Source organism: Mycobacterium sp. NGS41 (genome assembly GCF_059812725.1).
This window is the reverse complement of record NZ_JCALDF010000003.1, coordinates 24,136-42,299: the sequence shown is the minus strand read 5'-3', so window position 1 is coordinate 42,299 and position 18,164 is coordinate 24,136. Positions and strand designations below refer to the sequence as shown.

Below are 18,164 nucleotides of genomic sequence, written 5' to 3'. Positions count from 1 at the left end.
TTTGCGTCTGCTCGCGCCACTACTCGGGCCATCAAATCGGCAACCTCACGTCGGACACGAAGGCGTCGCGGAGCCAGGAGATGAAGTCGTTCCACACCCCGGTGACCAGCGCGGCGCCGACCGCGATCAGCAGCGCGCCGCCGAATATCTGGATCGCCCTGGTGTGGCGGCGCAGCCAGCCCAGCCCGGCGACGGCCCCGGCCGAGCCGAACGCCAGCAGCATGAACGGGATGCCAAGCCCCAGGCAATAGGCGATCACCAGCGCGATCCCGCGCGCCAGGTTGGCGCCGTCGGTGGCCGACGCGACGGTGATCACTCCGGTCAGCGTCGGCCCCAGGCACGGCGTCCAGCCCAGCGCGAACACCGCGCCCAGCAGTGGCGCCCCGGCTACCGTCGTCACCTGCCGCGGGCTGAACCGGGCCGATCGCTGCAAGGCGGGGATGAAGCCGAGGAACACCAGCCCCATCACGATGGTCAGCACCCCGCCCACTCGCTGCAGCAGCACCTGGTTGGTGATTAGCGTGGACGTCATACCCAGGACGGCGACGGTGCCGAGCACGAACACCGTGGTGAAGCCGGCCACGAACAGCGCCGCCGACCCCGCGACCCGCCATCGGGCGGCCGGTGGGGCTTTGACGGCACCGTTGGTCGGTTCATCGTCGGTTCCGGCCACCCCGACAATGCCCGCCAGGTACGACAGGTAGCCAGGCACCAGCGGCACCACGCACGGCGACGCGAACGACACCAGCCCCGCCAGGGCGGACACCGCCACCGCCACCAACAGCGGGCCGGTCGCGGCGATCGACGTGAAACCGCTCATTTCCGGTCGGCCCCGGACGCTTCGGCAGCCACTCGCTGCACGACCGGCTGCAGATCCTCGGCCAACAATTCGCGCAGGAACACCGCCGCGACCCGATGCTCACGGTCCAGCACCAGTGTGGAGGGGATGACGGTGGTGGGGAACTTGCCGCCGAAGGCGATCAGGGTGCGCATTTCCGGGTCATAGATCGACGGGAAGGTGACGTGGCGGTCGTTGACGAAGTCCTCTGCGGCCTGGCGGTTGTTGTCGCGGACATCGACGCCCAGGAAAGACGCCCCGGAGCCGCGAGTGGCGTCATACACCCGTTGCAGCTGGGTGACCTCGCTCCGGCAGGGCCCGCACCACTGCCCCCACACATTGATCACGACGACGCGGCCGGCGAACACGGCGTCGTTCAGCGAGACGGTGCGCGCCGGATCCGCCAGGTCCGGGCCCGAAAGCGGTCCGGGATGCCCCCGGCTGGCGGGCGGGTCGTGGAAGATGTCGGTCTTGCCGCCGGGCGAGACGAATTCGAAGGTGCCGCCCTGCGCGACCGCGTCGCGCCCGGCACAGCCGGCCACCAGAGATGCCGCCAAAACCCCGGCGATCGCCAGCCGCCGGATGGTCATGGCGCCGCGGGCTCGGAGTACTTGACGCCGGCCAGCCGGTCGCCGTCGTAGACCAGCGTGGTCACCGACGCCAGCCCACATTCCCGGCGCCGCGGGTCGTGCCAGAGCCGCTTGCCGGTCAGATGCAGCCGCACCGTCCACACTGGCAGCTGGTGGCTGACGCACACCACTTCATGCCCGGCGCCGCGGGCGCGTGCCTTGTCCACCGCCGTCGCCATCCGGGCCGCGATCTCGGTGTAGGGCTCCCCCCACGACGGTCTGAACGGATTGCGCAGCTGCCACCAGAACCGAGGGTCGCGCCAGGCGCCGTCACCCGGGCCGACCCGACGGCCTTCGAAGAAGTTGGCCGATTCAATCAGGTCGGGGTCCGTGTCCACCGGCACGCGGTGGCGGCCGGCGATGGGTTCCGCGGTCTCCTGGGCGCGCTGCAGCGGGGAGGCGATGACCGCGACGACGTCGCGGCCGGCCAGGAAGTCGGCGACGGCGGCCGCCTGTGCGCGGCCCCGCTCGGAGAGGTGGAACCCGGGCAGCCGTCCGTAGAGCACGCCGGTGGGGTTGTACACCTCGCCGTGCCGGATCAAGTGGACCCGGGTTTGTTCGGCCATCAGGATTCCCGCTCTTTTGAGGCGGCAGCTGCTGCCTTGGCCGCGGCGGGCAAGGCGTCGGCGATCCGGTCGAACGCGCTGTCGTCGAGAGCGGCCGAAACGAACCACGCCTCGAAGGCACTGCACGGCGGGTAGACGCCCGCGCCCAGCAGGGTGTGGAAGAACGGGGCGTAGCGCCACGTTTGGCTGGCCCGCGCGGACGCGAAGTCGGTCACCGGCGCATCGCTGAAGAACACGCTCAGCATGTTGCCGCCGCGCGGAATCTGGTGCGGCACACCGGCATCCGTCAGCGCTTCGGTCAGCAGCCCGGCCAGCCGGTCGGCGTTGCGGTCCAGCGCGCGGTAGACCGCATCGTCGGCGGCGCGCAGTGTGGCCAGCCCGGCGGCCATCGCCACCGGGTTACCCGAGAGGGTGCCGGCTTGGTACACCGGCCCCAGCGGCGCCAGTCGCTCCATCACTTCGGCCCGTCCACCGAACGCGGCGGCCGGCAGCCCGCCGCTCATCACCTTGCCGAAGGTGAACAGGTCGGCGGCCACCGGATCGATTCCGTACCAACCACTTCGGCTGACCCGGAAGCCCGTCATCACCTCGTCGACGATCAGCAGCGCGCCGTGTTCTGCGGTGATGTCCCGCAGCGCGGCGTTGTAGCCCGGCGCGGGTGGGACGACGCCCATGTTGCCCGGGCTGGCTTCGGTGATCACCGCCGCGAGCTCGCCGCCGAACCGGGCGAATGTCTGCCGCACCGCGTCGATGTCGTTGTAGGGCAACACAATCGTGTCGGCCGCAGTGGCCCCGGTGACCCCTGGCGAGGACGGCAATCCAAGGGTGGCCACGCCCGAGCCGGCGTCGGCGAGCAGCGCGTCCACGTGGCCGTGGTAGCACCCGGAGAACTTGACGATCTTGGCGCGGCCAGTGAACCCGCGGGCCAGCCGGACCGCGCTCATGGTGGCCTCGGTGCCGGAGTTCACCAGCCGTATCCGCTCGACCGGCGCCACCCGGCCGATGATCTCGGCCGCCAGCTCGGTCTCGGCCGGCGTCGGCGCCCCGAAAGACAAGCCGTTGGACGCCACCTTTGCGACGGCGTCGACCACGGCCGGGTGGGCGTGCCCGAGGATCATCGGCCCCCACGAGCAGACCAGGTCGACATAGCGGTTGCCGTCGGCGTCGGTCAGCCAGCAGCCGTGCGCCTCGGTGATGAAGCGCGGCGTGCCGCCCACCGCGGTGAAGGCCCGCACCGGAGAGTTCACCCCGCCGGGGATGACCTTGCAGGCGTCCTCGAACAGCTGCGCCGAGGAGCGCACGCTCGCGATCGCCTGGTCGGTGCTACCCATGCCGACCAGTGTCCCAGCCTCGGCAGATCGCTCAACTACAGGGTGTAGAAGTTGACCGGCGAGGGTCACATTTCGCCCCGCCCAGTGGCCATAGCGGATTGTCGTACTGTGCGGTGATGGACACGGACAAACCCCGCGACGGGTACAGCCTAAGTTGGCCGACCGGCCGCGCGGCGACCGCCGTCGGGTGGGTGATGGTTGCCGGCGTCCACGCTGACCACGTCGCTCGTGCTGTCACCGGTCGAGTGGCGAGGCCGCGGGTTGAAGTGGGCGGGGGCCGACGAGTTGGATGGGTGGCATGCGATTTCCCCAACGACTCGCCCGGTTCAACCGGTACGTAACCAATCCCATTCAGCGGCTGTGGGCCGGCTGGCTACCGGCCTACGGCATCATCGAGCATGTCGGGCGCCGCTCCGGAAAGACTTACCGCACACCGGTTAATGCGTTCACCACCAGCGTCGACGGCAAGCCCGGCGTGGCGGTCCCGCTGGCCTACGGCCCTGACCGCGACTGGCTGAAAAACCTCAAGGCGGCCGGCAGCGGCAAGATACGCCGCAACGGCAAGACGATCGGCATCGCCAACCCGAACATCGTCAGCAGGGACGCCGCGGCGGCCCATGTGACCCGCGGGCGCGCGGTCTTCGCCAAGCTGCCGTGGGAAGAGGCGGTGCTGTTCACCAAGATCGGGTGATGCGGATCACCGCGATCCGGGAGCGACCGGTCCGGCTGCAAGGTAGAGCCGGCGAAATGCCGGCGAATGCATTGGTCAACTTCGGCAGTCACACCGTGTCGCTGGTGGCACTGATCGCCGAGCGGGACGGCAAACGGGTGGTCGGGGTGGCCTTCGACTCGATCGGCCGATTCGCGCAGAGCGGCATTCTGCGCGACCGGATGATCCCTCGCGTCCTCGCCGCGCCGCCGGAAACCCTGCTGGACGACGCCGACCGGATCGACCCGGCAGCCGTCTCGGCGTGCGCGCTGGCCGACGAGAAGCCCGGCGGCCACGGCGACCGGGCCGCCGCCACCGCGGCCCTGGAACTGGCGTGCTGGGACCTCAACGCCAAACTCGACGACGAACCGGCTTACGCGACCATCGCGCGTCACTTCGGACGTAAGCCGGCCGCCTCTGTGGCCGTATATGCGGCCGGCGGCTACTACTACCCCGGTCGGGGGCGGCACAGCCTGCGCGACGAGATGCGCGGCTACCTCGATGCGGGCTACGACGCGGTCAAGATGAAAATCGGCGGCGCGCCGCTGGACGACGATCTGGCCCGAATCGAGGCCGTCGTCGACGTGGTCGGTGACGCGGGACGGGTCGCGGTCGACGCCAATGGCCGGTTCGACGGGCCGGCGGCCACGCAGTGGGCGGCGGCCCTGGCCCGCTACGGCCTGCGCTGGTACGAAGAGCCAGGCGACCCACTGGATTTCGAGCTGAACCGCGCGGTGACGGCCTGCTACGACGGAGCTGTCGCCACCGGCGAAAACCTCTTCTCGGTGCCCGACGTGACCAATCTGGTTCGATACGGGGGTATGCGGCCAGGGCGTGACATCTTTCAGATGGACGCCGGCCTGAGCTACGGGCTGACCGAGTATGTGCGGATGCTCGAGGTGCTCGAGGCGCACGGCTTCGACCGCCGGTCCGCCTTTCCGCACGGCGGCCATCTGATCAATCTGCACATTGCGCTCGGTCTGGGCCTGGGTGGGTGCGAGTCCTATCCGGGCGTGTTCCAGCCCTTCGGCGGCTATTCCGACGGCTGCATAGTGGCCGACGGACGGATCACCCCGACGGACGCGCCGGGCTTCGGGCTGGAGCCAAAGGCCGGTCTGGCCGAGCTGATCACCGAGTTAGGATCGGGCACATGAAGATCGCGGTAATCGGCTGTGGTGCAATGGGTTCCATTTATGCCGCCAGGCTCGCCGCCGCGGGCAACGACGTGCTGGCCATCGACAGTTACCAGCCCAGCATCGAGCAGATCGCCCACCACGGGCTGCGGGTCACCGGCCCCGGCTACGACCAGACGGTCCCGCTGCGCGCCGCTACCACCGCGCCGTCGGAAGCCATGGACCTGATCGTGCTCGCCGTCAAGGCCGCCGACGTGACAACCGGTGCGCAACAAGCGCTTCCGATGCTCGGCGCGAACACGCCGGTACTGACCATCCAGAACGGTCTGGGATCGGCGGAGACGGTCGCCCGCATCGTCGGGGACCAGCGGGTGGCGGTCGGGATCGCCAGCGGGTTCGGCGCGGCGCGCGTCGCTCCCGGGCATGTGCATCACAACGCCATGCGGGCAATGCGTTTCGGCGCCTACTCGTCGCTACCGTTCGCGACGGTCGAGTCAATCGCACAAGCCTGGACGCAAGCCGGGTTCGACGCCGCCGCGGTCACCGACATCGCAGCCATGCAATGGGAGAAGCTGATCTGCAATGTCGCCTACAGCGCGCCGTGCGCGCTGACCGGCATGACGGTCGGACAGGTGATGGACGATCCGGAGATGGGACCGGTCAGCCGGGCAGCGGCGACGGAGGCCTGGACCGTCACCCGAGCGTCTGGAATCGCGGTTGCCGTAACCGATCCCGTCGCGCATGTCCGGGCTTTTGGCGCCGGAATGCCCGACGCGAAGCCGTCGGCGCTGCTCGACCATGAGGCACGCCGGGTCAGCGAAATCGACGTCATCAACGGCGCCGTCCCGCGCCAAGGGGCACGCGTCGACGTCGAAGCGCCGGTGAACGCGACGCTGACCGCCGTGATCAAGGCGATCGAACGGCAGTGGACTTAGCGTGAGGCACCCTCGAGCAAACGGGCTGTTTCAAAATTGGCGTCGCGGCTGGGGGATGTGGCGAGACCGGTTGGCCGCGCATTTCTCATGAGTCCCATCTGTCACCGAAAGTCCGGCGTCTGCCATTTTGTCCACCTTCAAGCGACAACCGTTGCACGGCAAAATGATTTGTCGCTTGGAGTGACTGGTGTGTCCAACGGTGTACCGAGCCACCTTTGAAACAGCCCGCAACAGCCCTTAATTCGACCCCGAATCAGGAAGTTTGTGTCTACTCGGCATCACGAAGTACACCCCGACCACCACCGCCCACGACAGCAGGCTGAGCCAAAGCTGGCTGCGGGCGGCGTGGTCGAACGCCATCTGCACCAGCACAGCCACGATTCCGGCGAGAGTGAGGATCGACAGCACCGGAAAGAACCACATCTTCACCCGCAGCTGCTCTTCAGCTGTCTTGCGGCGCAACACAATTTGGGACAGCGCGATCAGCAAGTAGACGAACAGGATGATGGCGCCGGAAGAGTTGAGCAGGAAGAGAAACACGGTGCCCGGCGCCAGCCAGGCCATGAGCACGCACAAGAAGCCCACCACCGACGAGCAGATGATGGCGACGTGCGGGACGCCGCGCGGGCTGATTTTGACCAGCTGCGAAGGCGCTTCGTGACGTTCGGCGAGGACGAACAGCATGCGCGACGCGGTGTAGAGGCCTGAGTTCAGACAGGACAGCACCGCGGTCAGCACTACCGCGTTCATGATCTGATCGGCCCCGGGAATGCCCATGTGCTTGAGGGCCGCAACATACGGCGATGCGCCGAGTTCTACCGAATTCCACGGCAGAACCACCACAAGCAGAAAGACCGAACCGACGAAAAAGATCGCGATGCGCGCGACGACGGAGTTGGTGGCTCGCTGCACCGCGCGCTCGGGATCCCGGCTTTCGGCGGCGGCGATGGTCACCACTTCGGCGCCGACCATCGAGAAGATCACCACCACGATGGCGGCGAAGACGGCCCACACGCCTTTGGCGAAGAAGCCGCCATGGGAGTGCAGGTTGGAAAAGTCGAGGTGCCGGCCCGGCCACCAACCGAGGGCGAAAGCCGTGCCGAGGCCGAGAAAGATCACGATGGTCGCGACTTTGATGCCGGCGAACCAGAATTCGAACTCGCCGAACGATGACACCGAGAACAGGTTGGTCGCGGTCATCAGCAGCATCAGACACAGCGAGGACAGCCACAGCGGCGCCGGAAACCAGTAGTTGAGAACTTTCCCGCCGGCGACCGCCTCGAAGCCGACCACGATCACCCAGAAGTACCAGTACAGCCAGCCGACCGAGAACCCCGCCCAGCCGCCGAGGGCCCTTGTCGCGTAGTCGGCGAACGATCCGGTAGACGGGTTGGCGCAGGCCATCTCGCCCAGCATCCGCATCACCAGCACGATCAGCAGACCGCAGATCGCATACGTCAAGAACGCCGCCGGCCCGGTGTCGCGGATCACCACGCCGGATCCGACGAACAATCCGGCGCCGATGACACCGCCGATCGCGATCATGTTGAGCTGCCGCTGCGACAACCCATGGCGCAGTTGCGTTGTGCTAGCCACGGTTAACCACAGCACATCGGCGGGCGGGGCACCAACCGGGCCGCGCCGACCAGGTTCAGAGATGCAGATCCTGCTCACGGATCAGCGCCGTGGCGAGCACGCTGATCACCGCCGTGCCAACTAAATAGCCACAAGCCAGCCACGGCGCTCCCCCGACCGACGCGATCAGCGCGGTGAGGATCATCGGGGTGATGCCGGACGCATATACCCCGGAAAACTGGTAAACGAACGACAAACCGGTGTAGCGGATACCGGTGGGACAGAGCGCCGAGTACAGCGTGCCCTGAGCGCCGTAGAAAAGCGCGTGCACCACACCGAAGACCACGATCATGGCCAGCCCGAACCAGACGAGGTTCCTGGTGCCGAACAAGGCGAATGCCGGAAAGGCCGCGGCGCCATAGCAAGCCACGCCGACCAGATACACCCGTCGCGCGCCGAAGCGGTCGGTCAATGCGCCCGAAACCGCACCGCCATCAGCAGAGCGGCGACGGTCACCACCCCCAGGACTGACACCCGGTTCAAGCCGAGCGCGCCGGTCGCGTAACTGATGGCGAAAACACCCCAAATGTTGAATGCCGAACCCTCGGCCCAGCGTGACAGCAATCCCAGCAGGGTGTTACGCCTGGCGCGCGGTTCGCGGATGATCTCGCGAAACGGCACCGTGGATGTGGCCTCGAGGTCTCGCAACTGGCGAAACGCCGGGGTTTCTTCGACCCGCAGCCGCACCAGGATCCCAATCACGACCAAGGCCAGGCTCAGCAGAAAACCGATTCGCCAGCCGTACGCGAGAAATCGGGCCTGACCCAACACGATCTGCAAGATCGCGAATACACCTGTCCCTAAAGCCAACCCGAGCGCCAGCCCGACCTGAGGGATCGCACCGAAACGACCGCGCCGATCCCCGGGGCTGTGTTCGACGGCCAACAGGACCGCGCCGGCCCATTCGCCGCCCAGCGCGAAGCCCTGCAGCACGCGCAGCGCCAACAACAGCACCGGAGCCCACGCTCCGATCTGCGCGGCGGTGGGCAACACCCCGATCAGCGCCGTCGCGCCGCCCATGATCAGCATGGTCAGGGCCAGGCTGCGCTTGCGGCCGATCCGGTCGCCGATGTGGCCGAACACCAGGCCGCCGATCGGCCGCATGACGAACCCGACCGCGAACGTCGCGAAGGCCAACAGCGTGCCCACCAGCGAGCTCGCGTCGGGAAAGAACACCTTGTTGAACACCAAACCGGCCGCGGTCGCGTACAGGAAAAAGTCGTACCACTCCACGGTGGTGCCCAGCAGGCTCGCGGCGACGACGACACGCAGGCGCCTTCGCTGTTCGGCGCCGGACTCCTCGACAACGGCAGGTGCTGTCGTAACGCCCGCGTCGGTCGGTGACGCGGGCAACGCGGTAGCCATGCCTAGTGCGCCGAGGCGACTGCGAACGGTGTGGCCGCAGCCGATCGCGATAGGGGACGGTTGGGATTGCGCCACAGCCTGAGACGCTCCAGCAGCGGCAGGACGCCCTCGCCGAACCAGTAGGCCTCTTCCAAATGTGGATATCCGGAGAGGATGAAGTGGTTGATGCCCAGTTCGGCGTATTCGGCCAGCCGCTCAGCGACCTCGGCGTGCGACCCAACCAGAGCGGTACCCGCCCCGCCGCGCACCAGGCCCACCCCGGCCCACAGGTTGGGCGCAATCACAAGCCTGCTGCTGCTGCCGTCGTGCAACTTCCGCATCCGGCGCTGGCCTTCAGATTCGCTACGCGCCAGGCTGGCTTGCACCCGCTCGACATCCGCCGGGTCGACAGCGGCCAGCAGCCGCTCGGCTTCGGCCCACGCCTGTTCTGAGGTGTCTCGGGTGATCACGTGAATTCGCAAGCCGAATTGGACAATTCGCCCGGCTCGGCTGGCCAGCCCACGAATCCAGTCGAGCTTCTCGGCGACCGCCGCCACCGGCTCGCCCCAGGTGAGATAGACATCGGAGTACTCGGCCGCCACCGGGCCGGCGGCTGCCGAGGATCCGCCGAAGAATACCGGCGGCACGGGGTCGGGTGGGTTGTTCAGCAACGCACCTTCGACGCGAACGTGGTCTCCGTCGAACGTCACCGGCTCGCGGGAGGTCCAGAGCCGGCGCACCACGTGCAAGAACTCGGCGGTCCTGGCGTAGCGCGACTGCTTGTCGAGGAAGTCGCCATAGGCCTGCTGCTCATGCGGTTCACCCCCGGTCACGACATTGAGCAGCAGCCGGCCCTGCGAGTGCCGTTGAAAGGTGCCGGCCATCTGCGCCGCCAGCGTGGGGCTGAGCAACCCGGGACGGAACGCGACCAGGAATTTCAGCGTCTCGGTGGCCTCGATCAGCATCGCCGTCGTCAGCCAGGCGTCCTCGCACCACAATCCGGTTGGGGTGAGCACGGCCTCGAATCCGTTGTCCTCGGCGGCCGCGCAAATCTGGTGCAGGTACCGCAGCGTCGCGGGCCGATCGCCATGCATCGCCGTCCCGTGCCCACCCGCCACCAGGTTGCGCGAATCCCCGTAGGTCGGCAGAAACCAGTGAAATGCCAAAGTCATCCCCGCATCGTGCGGGACGGCGGCCAGCAGCGCGAGGGTTGAAAACTGGGAGATTGGATCTGTGGGAGGCCGACCTGGCCGCGGCCGGCAACAGCGCTCGAGCGTGACGCCAGCGTCACTCTCGAGCCCCAACGTGACGCCAACGTCACGTTGGGGGTGGGGCGCCTCTAAGAAAAGCGCCCGGGCGGACCTCAGTCCAAACGGGTCGCCACCACCGACCACACCGGTATGTGCACCCGGTAGTCGTCGAGCAGCGGGTTAAGCACCTCCAGCTGTTGCTGCAGCGGTTGCATCTTCTGCAGCGCCTCACGCTGAGCGCCAACCGTCGCGGTCATGGCGGCGAACGTCTCAGGCCCGAAGCGGGCCTGGTAGGTGCTGGGCCCCAGGTAATCCACTCGCCATCCGCCGGCACCGAGCACCCGCTCGAAGTTGTCGGCCGGTATGCCCGCCCATTGAATGCCGTTCACGTTGTGGGGGCCGAATTCGAACATGAACAGCCGCGCACCAGGTTTGGTGGCGCGGTGCAGCGCTTGCGCGTACCGGGTCTGCACGGCCTCGTCGTCCAGGAATACGTGATAGAAGGCGCTGTCGACCACGGTGTCGAAGCGGCCCTCGAATCCGTCCAGCTTCGTGGCGTCGGCCACCTGGAAGTCGACCTGCACCCCGGCCCGCTCGGCGTTACGCTTGGCCCGCGCGATCGCGGTGGGCGAACCGTCCACGCCGGTAGCCGAATAACCCTGCGACGCATAGTGAATCGCGTGATAGCCGGGACCGGTCCCCGGGTCGAGCACCTCGCCGCGGATCGCTCCGAAGGCCACCAACTGCTGGACCACCGGTTGCGGCCCGCCAATGTCCCACGGGATCAGCCCATCGGTCTTCTCTGCTTCGCCGTACAACGGTTCGAAACCCGCAACGGCCACGTCACTGGTCATGGTTGTGCTCGCTTCCTGTTAAATTTGAGAACGCTACCGTTCACTATCTGAAGTCAGCGTAACCGCGCCGCGAAGGAAACGCAAGCGTCTACTAACGGGCGGTTTCCGCTCGCATTCACCACCGCTGGCGGCGCGCGGCCGACATCGCGGGCTTACGATTTGCCCTCCTTTCAGCGACAAATTGGCAACGCGCCCAAGGGTTCCCGTTGATACCTCCTGGGTTGTCGCGCGGAGGCCGGCAGAAGCCAATGTGGCGGATGTGACTGGACGCCGACTGCCGGCGTATGTCACGTCTCCGTGACCGCGATATCACAAACCCCTTCCAATCGCGGCGTGGCAGTAGCGGTGAACCCCGGTCGGCGCGGCATCATGACCCTCGTGCCTGACCTGAACCGCCGTGCGGTGCTGCGTATAGGCGCCGGTGCCAGCGCTGGAGCGGTTGGCGTGTGGGCTTTGGGCGCCCTGCTGGATCCGCTCGAGCCGCAAGCGGCGCCGCTAGCCCCCGCACCCTTCGAGCCCGCAATTGCGGGCAGCACCCAGTCGAACAGGCTCACTGGCTCGTTCATCTCGCAAGCCCGCGGCGGCGTCAAGACCAACTGGGTGATCGTCCTGCCGCCGGGCCACAGTGGCGTCAATGGTCAAACCTCCGCGCTGCGTCCGGTGATCACCCTGCACGGCAAGGACGGCAACGCGGGTCAGATGCTCGAACTCGGCGTGGAGGACGCGCTGGCCCGACTGGTCAAGGAGGGCAAGCCGCCGTTCGCCGTGGTAGGCGTCGACGGCGGTAGTGATTGCTACTGGCACAAACGGGCTTCGGGCGAAGACTCCGGCACGATGGTCCTCGACGAGCTGCTACCGATGCTGTCGTCGATGGGCATGGACACCTCCCGAGTGGCCTTCATGGGCTGGTCCATGGGCGGGTACGGGGCGCTGCTCCTGGGTTCGCGGCTGGGCCCGGCCCGCGTCGCCGGGATCTGCGCGATCAGCCCCGCGCTGTACACGTCGTTCGACGACAGCGCCCCCGGGGCATTCGACAGCGAGGATGACTGGGCGCAACACAATGTCAACGGGCGTCCGGCGCTGAACTCGATTCCGTTACGGGTGGACTGCGGCACCTTCGACCGCTTTTATCCGGCCGTTCGTGCGTTCGTCAACCAACTGAAAAAGCCTCCGGCGGGCAGCTTCTCGATAGGCGGGCACGACGTGGAGTACTGGCGCAGGCAGCTGCCGAGCGAGCTGACCTGGATGGCGACCTGATCAGGCAGACATGACGATCCATCAGGCAGCGACCACCCGACGCCCCCGCACCGCGGAGCGGCGACCGGAACGCAGCGCTTTCCGTCCGGATATCGAGGGCTTGCGCGCCGTGGCTGTCATTGCCGTCGTCCTGTACCACGCGGGCATCCCCGGCGTCACCGGCGGCTACATCGGCGTCGATGTCTTTTTCGTCATCTCCGGCTTCCTCATCACCGGCCTGCTCTGGCGCGAGGTGACCACCACCGACACCGTCGGGCTGGGCCGCTTCTATGCCGCGCGTGCCCGGCGCCTGCTGCCGGCGGCGGCCACGGTGGGCGTCGCCACGGCGGTCGCCGCCGCCGCGGTGCTGCCGCCGTTGCAGGCTCGCAGCGTCTTGGTGGACGGCATCGCCAGTGCCCTGTATGTCGGCAACTACCGGTTCGCCGTGCAGGGCACCGACTACCTCGGCGCCCAAGGCTCCGGCCTGCTTTCGCCGTTCCAGCACTACTGGTCGCTGGGCGTGGAGGAACAGTTCTACCTGTTGTGGCCGGCGTTGATCATCGGCACCGCCTGGCTGGTACGGCGTAACTCGCGTTTTCGGGCCACTGGATCCGCAGCGACGCCGTATGCGGTGGTGCTCGGGCTGGTCGGTGCGGCGTCGCTGACAGCTGCCGTGCTGTGGACCCGCACCGCCCCGCCCTGGGCATTCTTTTCGCTGCCCACCCGCGCCTGGGAGCTGGCCGCGGGCGGGCTGGTGGCCCTCTCGATCCGGCAGTGGCGCCGGCTGCCGCTGCCGTCGGCCGCGATCGTCGGATGGGGTGGGCTGGCGCTGCTCCTGCTGACCGGCATCCAGCTGGGTCCCGACACCCCGTACCCCGGAACCGCGGCGCTGCTGCCGGTGCTGGGCACCGCCCTGGTCATCGGCGGCGGCTGTGTCACCGGCGGCATGGGCGTCGGCCGGCTGCTGTGCAAGCCCGCGATGCGGGCCGTGGGCCGGGTGTCGTACTCGTGGTACCTGTGGCACTGGCCGGTACTGCTGCTGATGCCGCCGCTGCTAGGCGTGCCCGCGGGCCTGCCGGTCAGGCTGACCGCGATCGTCATCTCCGCGGGACTCGCGGTGCTCACCATGCACCTCGTCGAAAACCCCGGCCGGTTCGCCGCTGCCCTGCGCAGCTCGGCCAAGGCCAGCCTGGCCGTGGCCACGGCGACCAGCGCGACCGCGGCGTGCGCTTGCCTGCTGCTGCTGACGGTGGTACCGGTGCCGGTGGGAAGCGGACCGGCCGCCGTCACGGCCAGCATCACCACACTGACCCCCATGGCGGCTCCGGCCGCCGATCCGCACGCGAGCCAGCCGATCAGCCCTCAGGAAGCGGCCGTCCGGGACGCCTTCGCGCAGGCACGCCGAGCGATCGCGGCGGCGGCCGGGTTGGGCGCAGTCCCGTCGAACCTGGACCCGTCGCTGACCCGCGCGGCGGGCGACAAGGCGGCCGTATTCGTCAACGGCTGCCTGCGTTCCTGGCGTGACGTCGGGCAAGCCGAATGCGCGACGGGTGACACCGCCTCGCCGACCACCGTGGCCCTGATCGGCGACTCGCATGCCGCCATGTGGGACCCGGCCCTCCAGCAGGTGGCCGAACAGCGGCACGGGCGGCTGGAGACGATGACCAAGGTGACCTGTCCGCTGCAGAACCTGCACATCGTCAGCCCCTACCTGGGCCGTGAGTACACCGAGTGCGAACAGTGGCGCGGCCAGGTCATGTCCCGCCTGACGGCCGAACATCCCCGGTTGGTGGTGCTGAGCATGAGCCGGCGCTATCACGCGGACTTCGGCTTCGCGGCCTACGACCCCGCCTGGATCGACACCTTGACCCGCACGGTGGCCAAACTGCGCGGCACGGGCGCCACCATACTGGTGCTCGGGCCGGTCGCCGACCCCCAGTCGTCCGTACCCACCTGCCTGTCCGGTCACCTTGACGACGCCACCGCATGCGCGCCGGCGCGTTCGGCCGCGGTCAACGGCGACGGCATCGCCGCGGAGCAAACGGCGACCACCACCGCCGGCGGCCACTACGCGGATCTGACCGACCTGTTCTGCACGCCCGACCGCTGCCCGGTGATCGTCGGCAACAACCTCGTGTTCCGCGACGACAACCACGTCACGACCCAATACGCACAACTACTGGCACCTGTAATCGGCGCGTTGGCCGACCGCGCCCTGACCGACACGTGAACTTCTCGGCGAAGTCGAGCGTCATAAGAGTTTGAAAGGTCTATGGAGGTTCAAGATGACACTATTGCTGGTCTGCATTTCGGCGGCCGCGCCGGTTGCCGGGCTCGGCTTGGTGGAACTCCAGGCCCGCCTGGAGCGCTGGGACTACGAACGCCACCTCAACGACTGACCGCCTGTCTTTGAGTGTTGGTCCCTCGAAAAACCTTGTGCCACTGACCCTTTGATGCGACCGCCGACTCACGTACGCAACTGCATACCAATGAGCGGTGCGATCTTGTCGGCAAGATACGCATGCCCGGCGTCGTTGGGGTGCACGCCATCCGCACCGATCAGGTCGGGCCGGTCGACGAACCAGCGCTCAACGATCGGATCGACGAAGGCCGCCCCCGCGACTCGGGCCGCTTGGTTGAGCACGTCGCGGATCTGCAGGACGGGGACGGGCACGTCGGCCGTCGGCCACGGCGGGCCGATCACCAGAAACTTCGCCGACGGCGCAAATCGGCGCGCCAGATCGAAGGTGTCTCGGGTCCGGTCGGCGAGCAGACCGACGTTGACCCCCTGGTCATTGCGGGAGCCGAAGAACACCACCAGCACATCTCTGGGTTTGACGGCCCGCGCGGTCAGGTCCTCGAAGATGCTGCCCTGGTCGCCGGGCACGCCGTAGCCGGCTTTGCCCTCGGCTGCCACATCGGGTGCGATCCGGACACCTCGACCGGCCAGCGTCTGCCACGCGCGGGCGGTCCAGGCGTTGCGGCCCTGGCCGCCCTCGTCGGTGCCGGTGGTATAGGAGTCACCGACAACCGCGACGTGATTCAGCCGGAAATCCTCGCTCAGTGGCTGGTAGGCCCGCTGCCGCAGCGGGTGTGAGGGGGATCCGAGCGTGCCGGCCATAACAGCCAGGCCGGCAACGAGCGCGACCAGACGGCTCACAGGATTACTCGTATGTCCGGTCAATCGTCACACCGCGCGCGCCGGAACTGCTTCCAGCTCATCGTCGATCTCATCCAGCGTGGGTTCGTCCGGCTCGGCGGGCTCAGCGACCGTCGGGCGGCCGGGCTCGTGGCCCGCGGGCGTGGCGGGGGCGTCGACCATCCTGCGCATCCAGCGCCGGGCGGGCTCCTCGACCACGTGATACAGCAGGATCGAGAGAGCCACGGCGATCGTGAGCAGGCCGAAGATGTTCCACTTCCACGGGTTGTCCGACTGCCACGGCTGGAGGTGGAAATTCACCACCGCCCATGTCCACGAGGTGTGTACCAGCTCGTGCACCATGTACAGGCAGAACGAGATCTCCCCGCCGTAGACCAGCACCCGCGTCGACAGCAGCCTGGGCAGGCTGCCCACGCCGATGGCCAGCGTTATCACCAGCGGAACGAACAGCAGGTCGACCACCCCGCTGCTGTCGTAAACGCCGGTTATCGGATGCGCCTTGAGCAGGTAGAGGATGCCGACGATCGCGACGACCAGCAGCAAGGACAGGTATCCGGCGATACGGCGGCCGCGATCGGTCGGCCGCAATCTGCGCACGGCGGCACAGGCCAGCGCTCCTGCGGCGAACTGCGTCACGATCCGCGGCAGCCAGCTCCACGGCGTGTAGAACACCCCGCTGGACAGCAACAGCACCACCGGCGGCAGCGACGCCGCGACAGCCAGCAATATCAGGCCGCGCGCCCGCGTCGCATGCTGGATCCGCCAGATCATCAGCACCAGCAGTCCGAAGAGCAGGTAGGCCAGCCATTCGGCACTGATCGACCAGGCCGGCCCATCCCAGCTGGATAGGTCGAAGAACGGCTGAAACCAGAGCTGGACCAGCAGAACCTGCCGCACATAACTGATCGCGGTGAGGCGACCGACGTCGGGCGACGGCGTGTGACCGACGTGCAGGGTGAGGATCACCCATGCGGCGGCCAGGTGCAGGGTGACCAGGTACACCGGCCATACCCGGGCCAGCCGCAGCCACAGGAAGTGCACGGTGGACCGCAACGACCAGGACGGTCCCATGCGGTCGAGATAGTTGTAGGTCAGCACGAAGCCGCTGAGGATGAAGAAAAGGTCGACGCCTTGCGCACCGCAGTTGAGCACCGGCGCCAGGTTCTCGCGGAGATCCGGCGACACATCGGCCACCATCGGCCGGAAGTGAAACAGCACCACCCACACCGAGGCGACGATGCGGAGCCCGGTCAGGGCCTTGATCTCGCCCTTCAACTCTCCGGGGCCTCTGCGGTGCGCACGCTGTTCTTTCCGTCTGGACTCTGCTGTTCGGTTCGCCTTCTAGGTCGGCTGACCGGGCGGTTTCGCCCTCTCAGAGGCCCTATGACGGAGCCCTGACACGGGGATCGGGGAGCGCCCCGACCAGTCCACCGGCAGCCAAAGCAGCCTAACAGCGTGATCGCCGTGTCGCGTGCAAGGACCGCGCCGGAACGTCGTTTCGCGCTCCGCAAGCGCCCCAGCAGTCACTTCTTTAGCAAAGAGTTAGACAGGGCTGTCGGTCTCCTTAGGTTTGGCGAGGAACGTAGACACCGGTTTGGTCAGCGCTGAGCGAGCCGGATGCGGGCTAAAACGGGGCTCGCAGAACGCCAGGGGAATGGGGCTGCACATGACTGAGGTGTTGAAGGCGATGAACCGACGACAGAACTCCACCATTGACTGCGGTGGCGCTCAGGTTCGCGCTTACAGTCACCACCTGGCGACGGTGGTAACCGTCCGGGGCGAGATCGACGTCGTCAACGTCGACCGGGTCAAAGCGCACGTTCGGCAGTTTGTCCTAGACACGAACCCGGTGGTGCTCGACCTCAGCGAGATGGACTGCTTCGCTCCGGTGGGTATCGGATTCCTGTGCATGCTCGACGACGACTGGCGCACCGCCGGGGTGGAGTGGATGCTGGTTGCGAGCCCAGCGGTGATCGAGGTGCTGGGGGACGGCGGCCGGGGGTTGTTCCCAATTACCCGCTCGGTGCACGGGGCGCTTCGCAACTTGGCCGACGACATCGTCAGGCGCCGTCAGATGGTGCTGTCGCTCATCGGGAAGAGCGCTTAGCGGCTGAGTGCGCCCGGCCCAGGCCGTCAGCAAGCGCAGCGCCATCGCGACAAGGACCTGCTCAAGGCGTCTAGCCTTTACTGAGACGCAACAGTCGGTCGCTTCAAGTAGATGACCCGGTCGTCAAGCGATTGTTGGGCAACATCTTTCACGGCCGTGATCAGTGCTGCGAAGCCCGCCGGCTGGCGTGAGTACCGCGACGAGAGCGCGATCAGCAGACCGTGATGGTGACGGCCAGCGGCGCTGTGTTCGGCCGCCAAGTGGGTGAAATCGCCGACATTTTCGGTCAACATCGCATAGCCCTGCTTGACCGCTGCAACGAACACATCCCAGTCTGCACAGCCGGCGAAGCCAAGGTCCGATACGGTCGTCGCCTCGATGCCTTCTGCATACAGCGCAGCCGCCAACCTGGCCGGGTACATCTCGTCCAACAACAC

The 18,164-nt window shown here is 67.4% G+C and carries 16 protein-coding genes and 1 pseudogene; 6 read left to right on the top strand and 11 right to left on the bottom strand.

Translation table 11 applies throughout. The features are described from left to right. Positions 1-31: 31 nt before the first annotated feature. From AC5Y21_RS04025 to hemL, 4 genes are read right to left on the bottom strand one after another with little or no spacing between them, the layout of a single operon-like run. Entirely contained in the window at positions 32-820 is a 789-nt protein-coding gene (locus AC5Y21_RS04025) for a cytochrome c biogenesis CcdA family protein (protein WP_499909669.1), read from the bottom strand. After that, a complete protein-coding gene (locus AC5Y21_RS04020; protein ID WP_499909667.1) occupies positions 817-1,428 on the bottom strand; it encodes a TlpA disulfide reductase family protein in 612 nt (203 codons plus the stop codon). The genes AC5Y21_RS04025 and AC5Y21_RS04020 overlap by 4 nt, the downstream gene beginning before the upstream one ends. Continuing rightward, complete coding sequence (locus tag AC5Y21_RS04015) at positions 1,425-2,033, bottom strand: histidine phosphatase family protein (RefSeq protein WP_499909665.1); 609 nt, start codon at positions 2,031-2,033, stop codon at positions 1,425-1,427. The genes AC5Y21_RS04020 and AC5Y21_RS04015 overlap by 4 nt, the downstream gene beginning before the upstream one ends. Continuing rightward, positions 2,033-3,364: a glutamate-1-semialdehyde 2,1-aminomutase gene (gene hemL, locus AC5Y21_RS04010; RefSeq protein WP_499909663.1), complete on the bottom strand. Its 1,332-nt coding sequence runs from the start codon at positions 3,362-3,364 to the stop codon at positions 2,033-2,035. Before hemL ends, AC5Y21_RS04015 begins: the two co-directional genes overlap by 1 nt. Positions 3,365-3,662: 298 nt before the next feature. On the opposite strand from hemL, the gene AC5Y21_RS04005 reads away from it, so the two are divergent. From AC5Y21_RS04005 to AC5Y21_RS03995, 3 genes are read left to right on the top strand one after another with little or no spacing between them, the layout of a single operon-like run. Beyond that, positions 3,663-4,055 carry a nitroreductase family deazaflavin-dependent oxidoreductase gene (locus AC5Y21_RS04005; protein ID WP_499909661.1) on the top strand — a complete coding sequence of 131 codons (393 nt, stop codon included), beginning with the start codon at positions 3,663-3,665 and terminating at the stop codon, positions 4,053-4,055. Beyond that, positions 4,055-5,227 carry an enolase C-terminal domain-like protein gene (locus AC5Y21_RS04000; RefSeq protein ID WP_499909659.1) on the top strand — a complete coding sequence of 391 codons (1,173 nt, stop codon included), beginning with the start codon at positions 4,055-4,057 and terminating at the stop codon, positions 5,225-5,227. Before AC5Y21_RS04005 ends, AC5Y21_RS04000 begins: the two co-directional genes overlap by 1 nt. Continuing rightward, positions 5,224-6,141 carry a ketopantoate reductase family protein gene (locus AC5Y21_RS03995; RefSeq protein WP_499909657.1) on the top strand — a complete coding sequence of 306 codons (918 nt, stop codon included), beginning with the start codon at positions 5,224-5,226 and terminating at the stop codon, positions 6,139-6,141. The genes AC5Y21_RS04000 and AC5Y21_RS03995 overlap by 4 nt, the downstream gene beginning before the upstream one ends. Before the next feature lie 237 nt (positions 6,142-6,378). Here the strand turns inward: AC5Y21_RS03995 and AC5Y21_RS03990 are convergent, their stop codons facing one another. From AC5Y21_RS03990 to AC5Y21_RS03975, 4 genes and pseudogenes are all read right to left on the bottom strand, one after another. Further along, positions 6,379-7,737: an amino acid permease gene (locus AC5Y21_RS03990; RefSeq protein WP_499909655.1), complete on the bottom strand. Its 1,359-nt coding sequence runs from the start codon at positions 7,735-7,737 to the stop codon at positions 6,379-6,381. Positions 7,738-7,792: 55 nt separating this feature from the next. Further along, positions 7,793-9,141: pseudogene (locus AC5Y21_RS03985) on the bottom strand (MFS transporter). Between the two features lie 2 nt (positions 9,142-9,143). Then, positions 9,144-10,292 carry an LLM class flavin-dependent oxidoreductase gene (locus AC5Y21_RS03980; RefSeq protein WP_499909653.1) on the bottom strand — a complete coding sequence of 383 codons (1,149 nt, stop codon included), beginning with the start codon at positions 10,290-10,292 and terminating at the stop codon, positions 9,144-9,146. A 191-nt stretch (positions 10,293-10,483) separates the two neighbouring features. Next, positions 10,484-11,224, bottom strand: coding sequence for a class I SAM-dependent methyltransferase (locus AC5Y21_RS03975; protein WP_499909651.1), 741 nt, complete (start codon positions 11,222-11,224; stop codon positions 10,484-10,486). Between the two features lie 369 nt (positions 11,225-11,593). On the opposite strand from AC5Y21_RS03975, the gene AC5Y21_RS03970 reads away from it, so the two are divergent. Together AC5Y21_RS03970 and AC5Y21_RS03965 are read left to right on the top strand one after the other, a co-directional pair. After that, complete coding sequence (locus AC5Y21_RS03970; RefSeq protein ID WP_499910159.1) at positions 11,594-12,481, top strand: alpha/beta hydrolase; 888 nt, start codon at positions 11,594-11,596, stop codon at positions 12,479-12,481. A gap of 10 nt (positions 12,482-12,491) precedes the next feature. Continuing rightward, on the top strand, positions 12,492-14,690 hold the full coding sequence (locus tag AC5Y21_RS03965; RefSeq protein ID WP_499909649.1) for an acyltransferase family protein: 2,199 nt from the start codon (positions 12,492-12,494) through the stop codon (positions 14,688-14,690). Positions 14,691-14,927: 237 nt separating this feature from the next. On the opposite strand, the gene AC5Y21_RS03960 is transcribed toward AC5Y21_RS03965, so the two are convergent. Then, positions 14,928-15,620, bottom strand: a complete 693-nt coding sequence (locus AC5Y21_RS03960; RefSeq protein ID WP_499909647.1) for an Rv0518 family GDSL lipase — start codon at positions 15,618-15,620, stop codon at positions 14,928-14,930. Between the two features lie 27 nt (positions 15,621-15,647). Next, the gene (locus AC5Y21_RS03955; protein ID WP_499909645.1) at positions 15,648-16,895 is read right to left on the bottom strand and encodes an acyltransferase family protein; all 1,248 of its coding nucleotides are present in this window, start codon (positions 16,893-16,895) and stop codon (positions 15,648-15,650) included. A gap of 391 nt (positions 16,896-17,286) precedes the next feature. Between AC5Y21_RS03955 and AC5Y21_RS03950 the strand changes: the two genes are divergently transcribed. After that, positions 17,287-17,727 (top strand): STAS domain-containing protein, encoded by a 441-nt coding sequence (locus tag AC5Y21_RS03950; protein ID WP_499909643.1) that lies wholly within the window; start codon positions 17,287-17,289, stop codon positions 17,725-17,727. 77 nt (positions 17,728-17,804) lie between these two features. Here the strand turns inward: AC5Y21_RS03950 and AC5Y21_RS03945 are convergent, their stop codons facing one another. Continuing rightward, the gene (locus AC5Y21_RS03945; protein WP_499910158.1) at positions 17,805-18,164 is read right to left on the bottom strand and encodes a DUF5615 family PIN-like protein; all 360 of its coding nucleotides are present in this window, start codon (positions 18,162-18,164) and stop codon (positions 17,805-17,807) included.

Coding starts and splice junctions, on each gene's coding strand:
- AC5Y21_RS04025 (WP_499909669.1), bottom strand. CDS start 820: ATGAGCGGTTTCACGTCGATCGCCGCGACCGGCCCGCTGTTGGTGGCG.
- AC5Y21_RS04020 (WP_499909667.1), bottom strand. CDS start 1,428: ATGACCATCCGGCGGCTGGCGATCGCCGGGGTTTTGGCGGCATCTCTG.
- AC5Y21_RS04015 (WP_499909665.1), bottom strand. CDS start 2,033: ATGGCCGAACAAACCCGGGTCCACTTGATCCGGCACGGCGAGGTGTAC.
- hemL (WP_499909663.1), bottom strand. CDS start 3,364: ATGGGTAGCACCGACCAGGCGATCGCGAGCGTGCGCTCCTCGGCGCAG.
- AC5Y21_RS04005 (WP_499909661.1), top strand. CDS start 3,663: ATGCGATTTCCCCAACGACTCGCCCGGTTCAACCGGTACGTAACCAAT.
- AC5Y21_RS04000 (WP_499909659.1), top strand. CDS start 4,055: ATGCGGATCACCGCGATCCGGGAGCGACCGGTCCGGCTGCAAGGTAGA.
- AC5Y21_RS03995 (WP_499909657.1), top strand. CDS start 5,224: ATGAAGATCGCGGTAATCGGCTGTGGTGCAATGGGTTCCATTTATGCC.
- AC5Y21_RS03980 (WP_499909653.1), bottom strand. CDS start 10,292: ATGACTTTGGCATTTCACTGGTTTCTGCCGACCTACGGGGATTCGCGC.
- AC5Y21_RS03975 (WP_499909651.1), bottom strand. CDS start 11,224: ATGACCAGTGACGTGGCCGTTGCGGGTTTCGAACCGTTGTACGGCGAA.
- AC5Y21_RS03970 (WP_499910159.1), top strand. CDS start 11,594: ATGACCCTCGTGCCTGACCTGAACCGCCGTGCGGTGCTGCGTATAGGC.
- AC5Y21_RS03965 (WP_499909649.1), top strand. CDS start 12,492: ATGACGATCCATCAGGCAGCGACCACCCGACGCCCCCGCACCGCGGAG.
- AC5Y21_RS03950 (WP_499909643.1), top strand. CDS start 17,287: ATGACTGAGGTGTTGAAGGCGATGAACCGACGACAGAACTCCACCATT.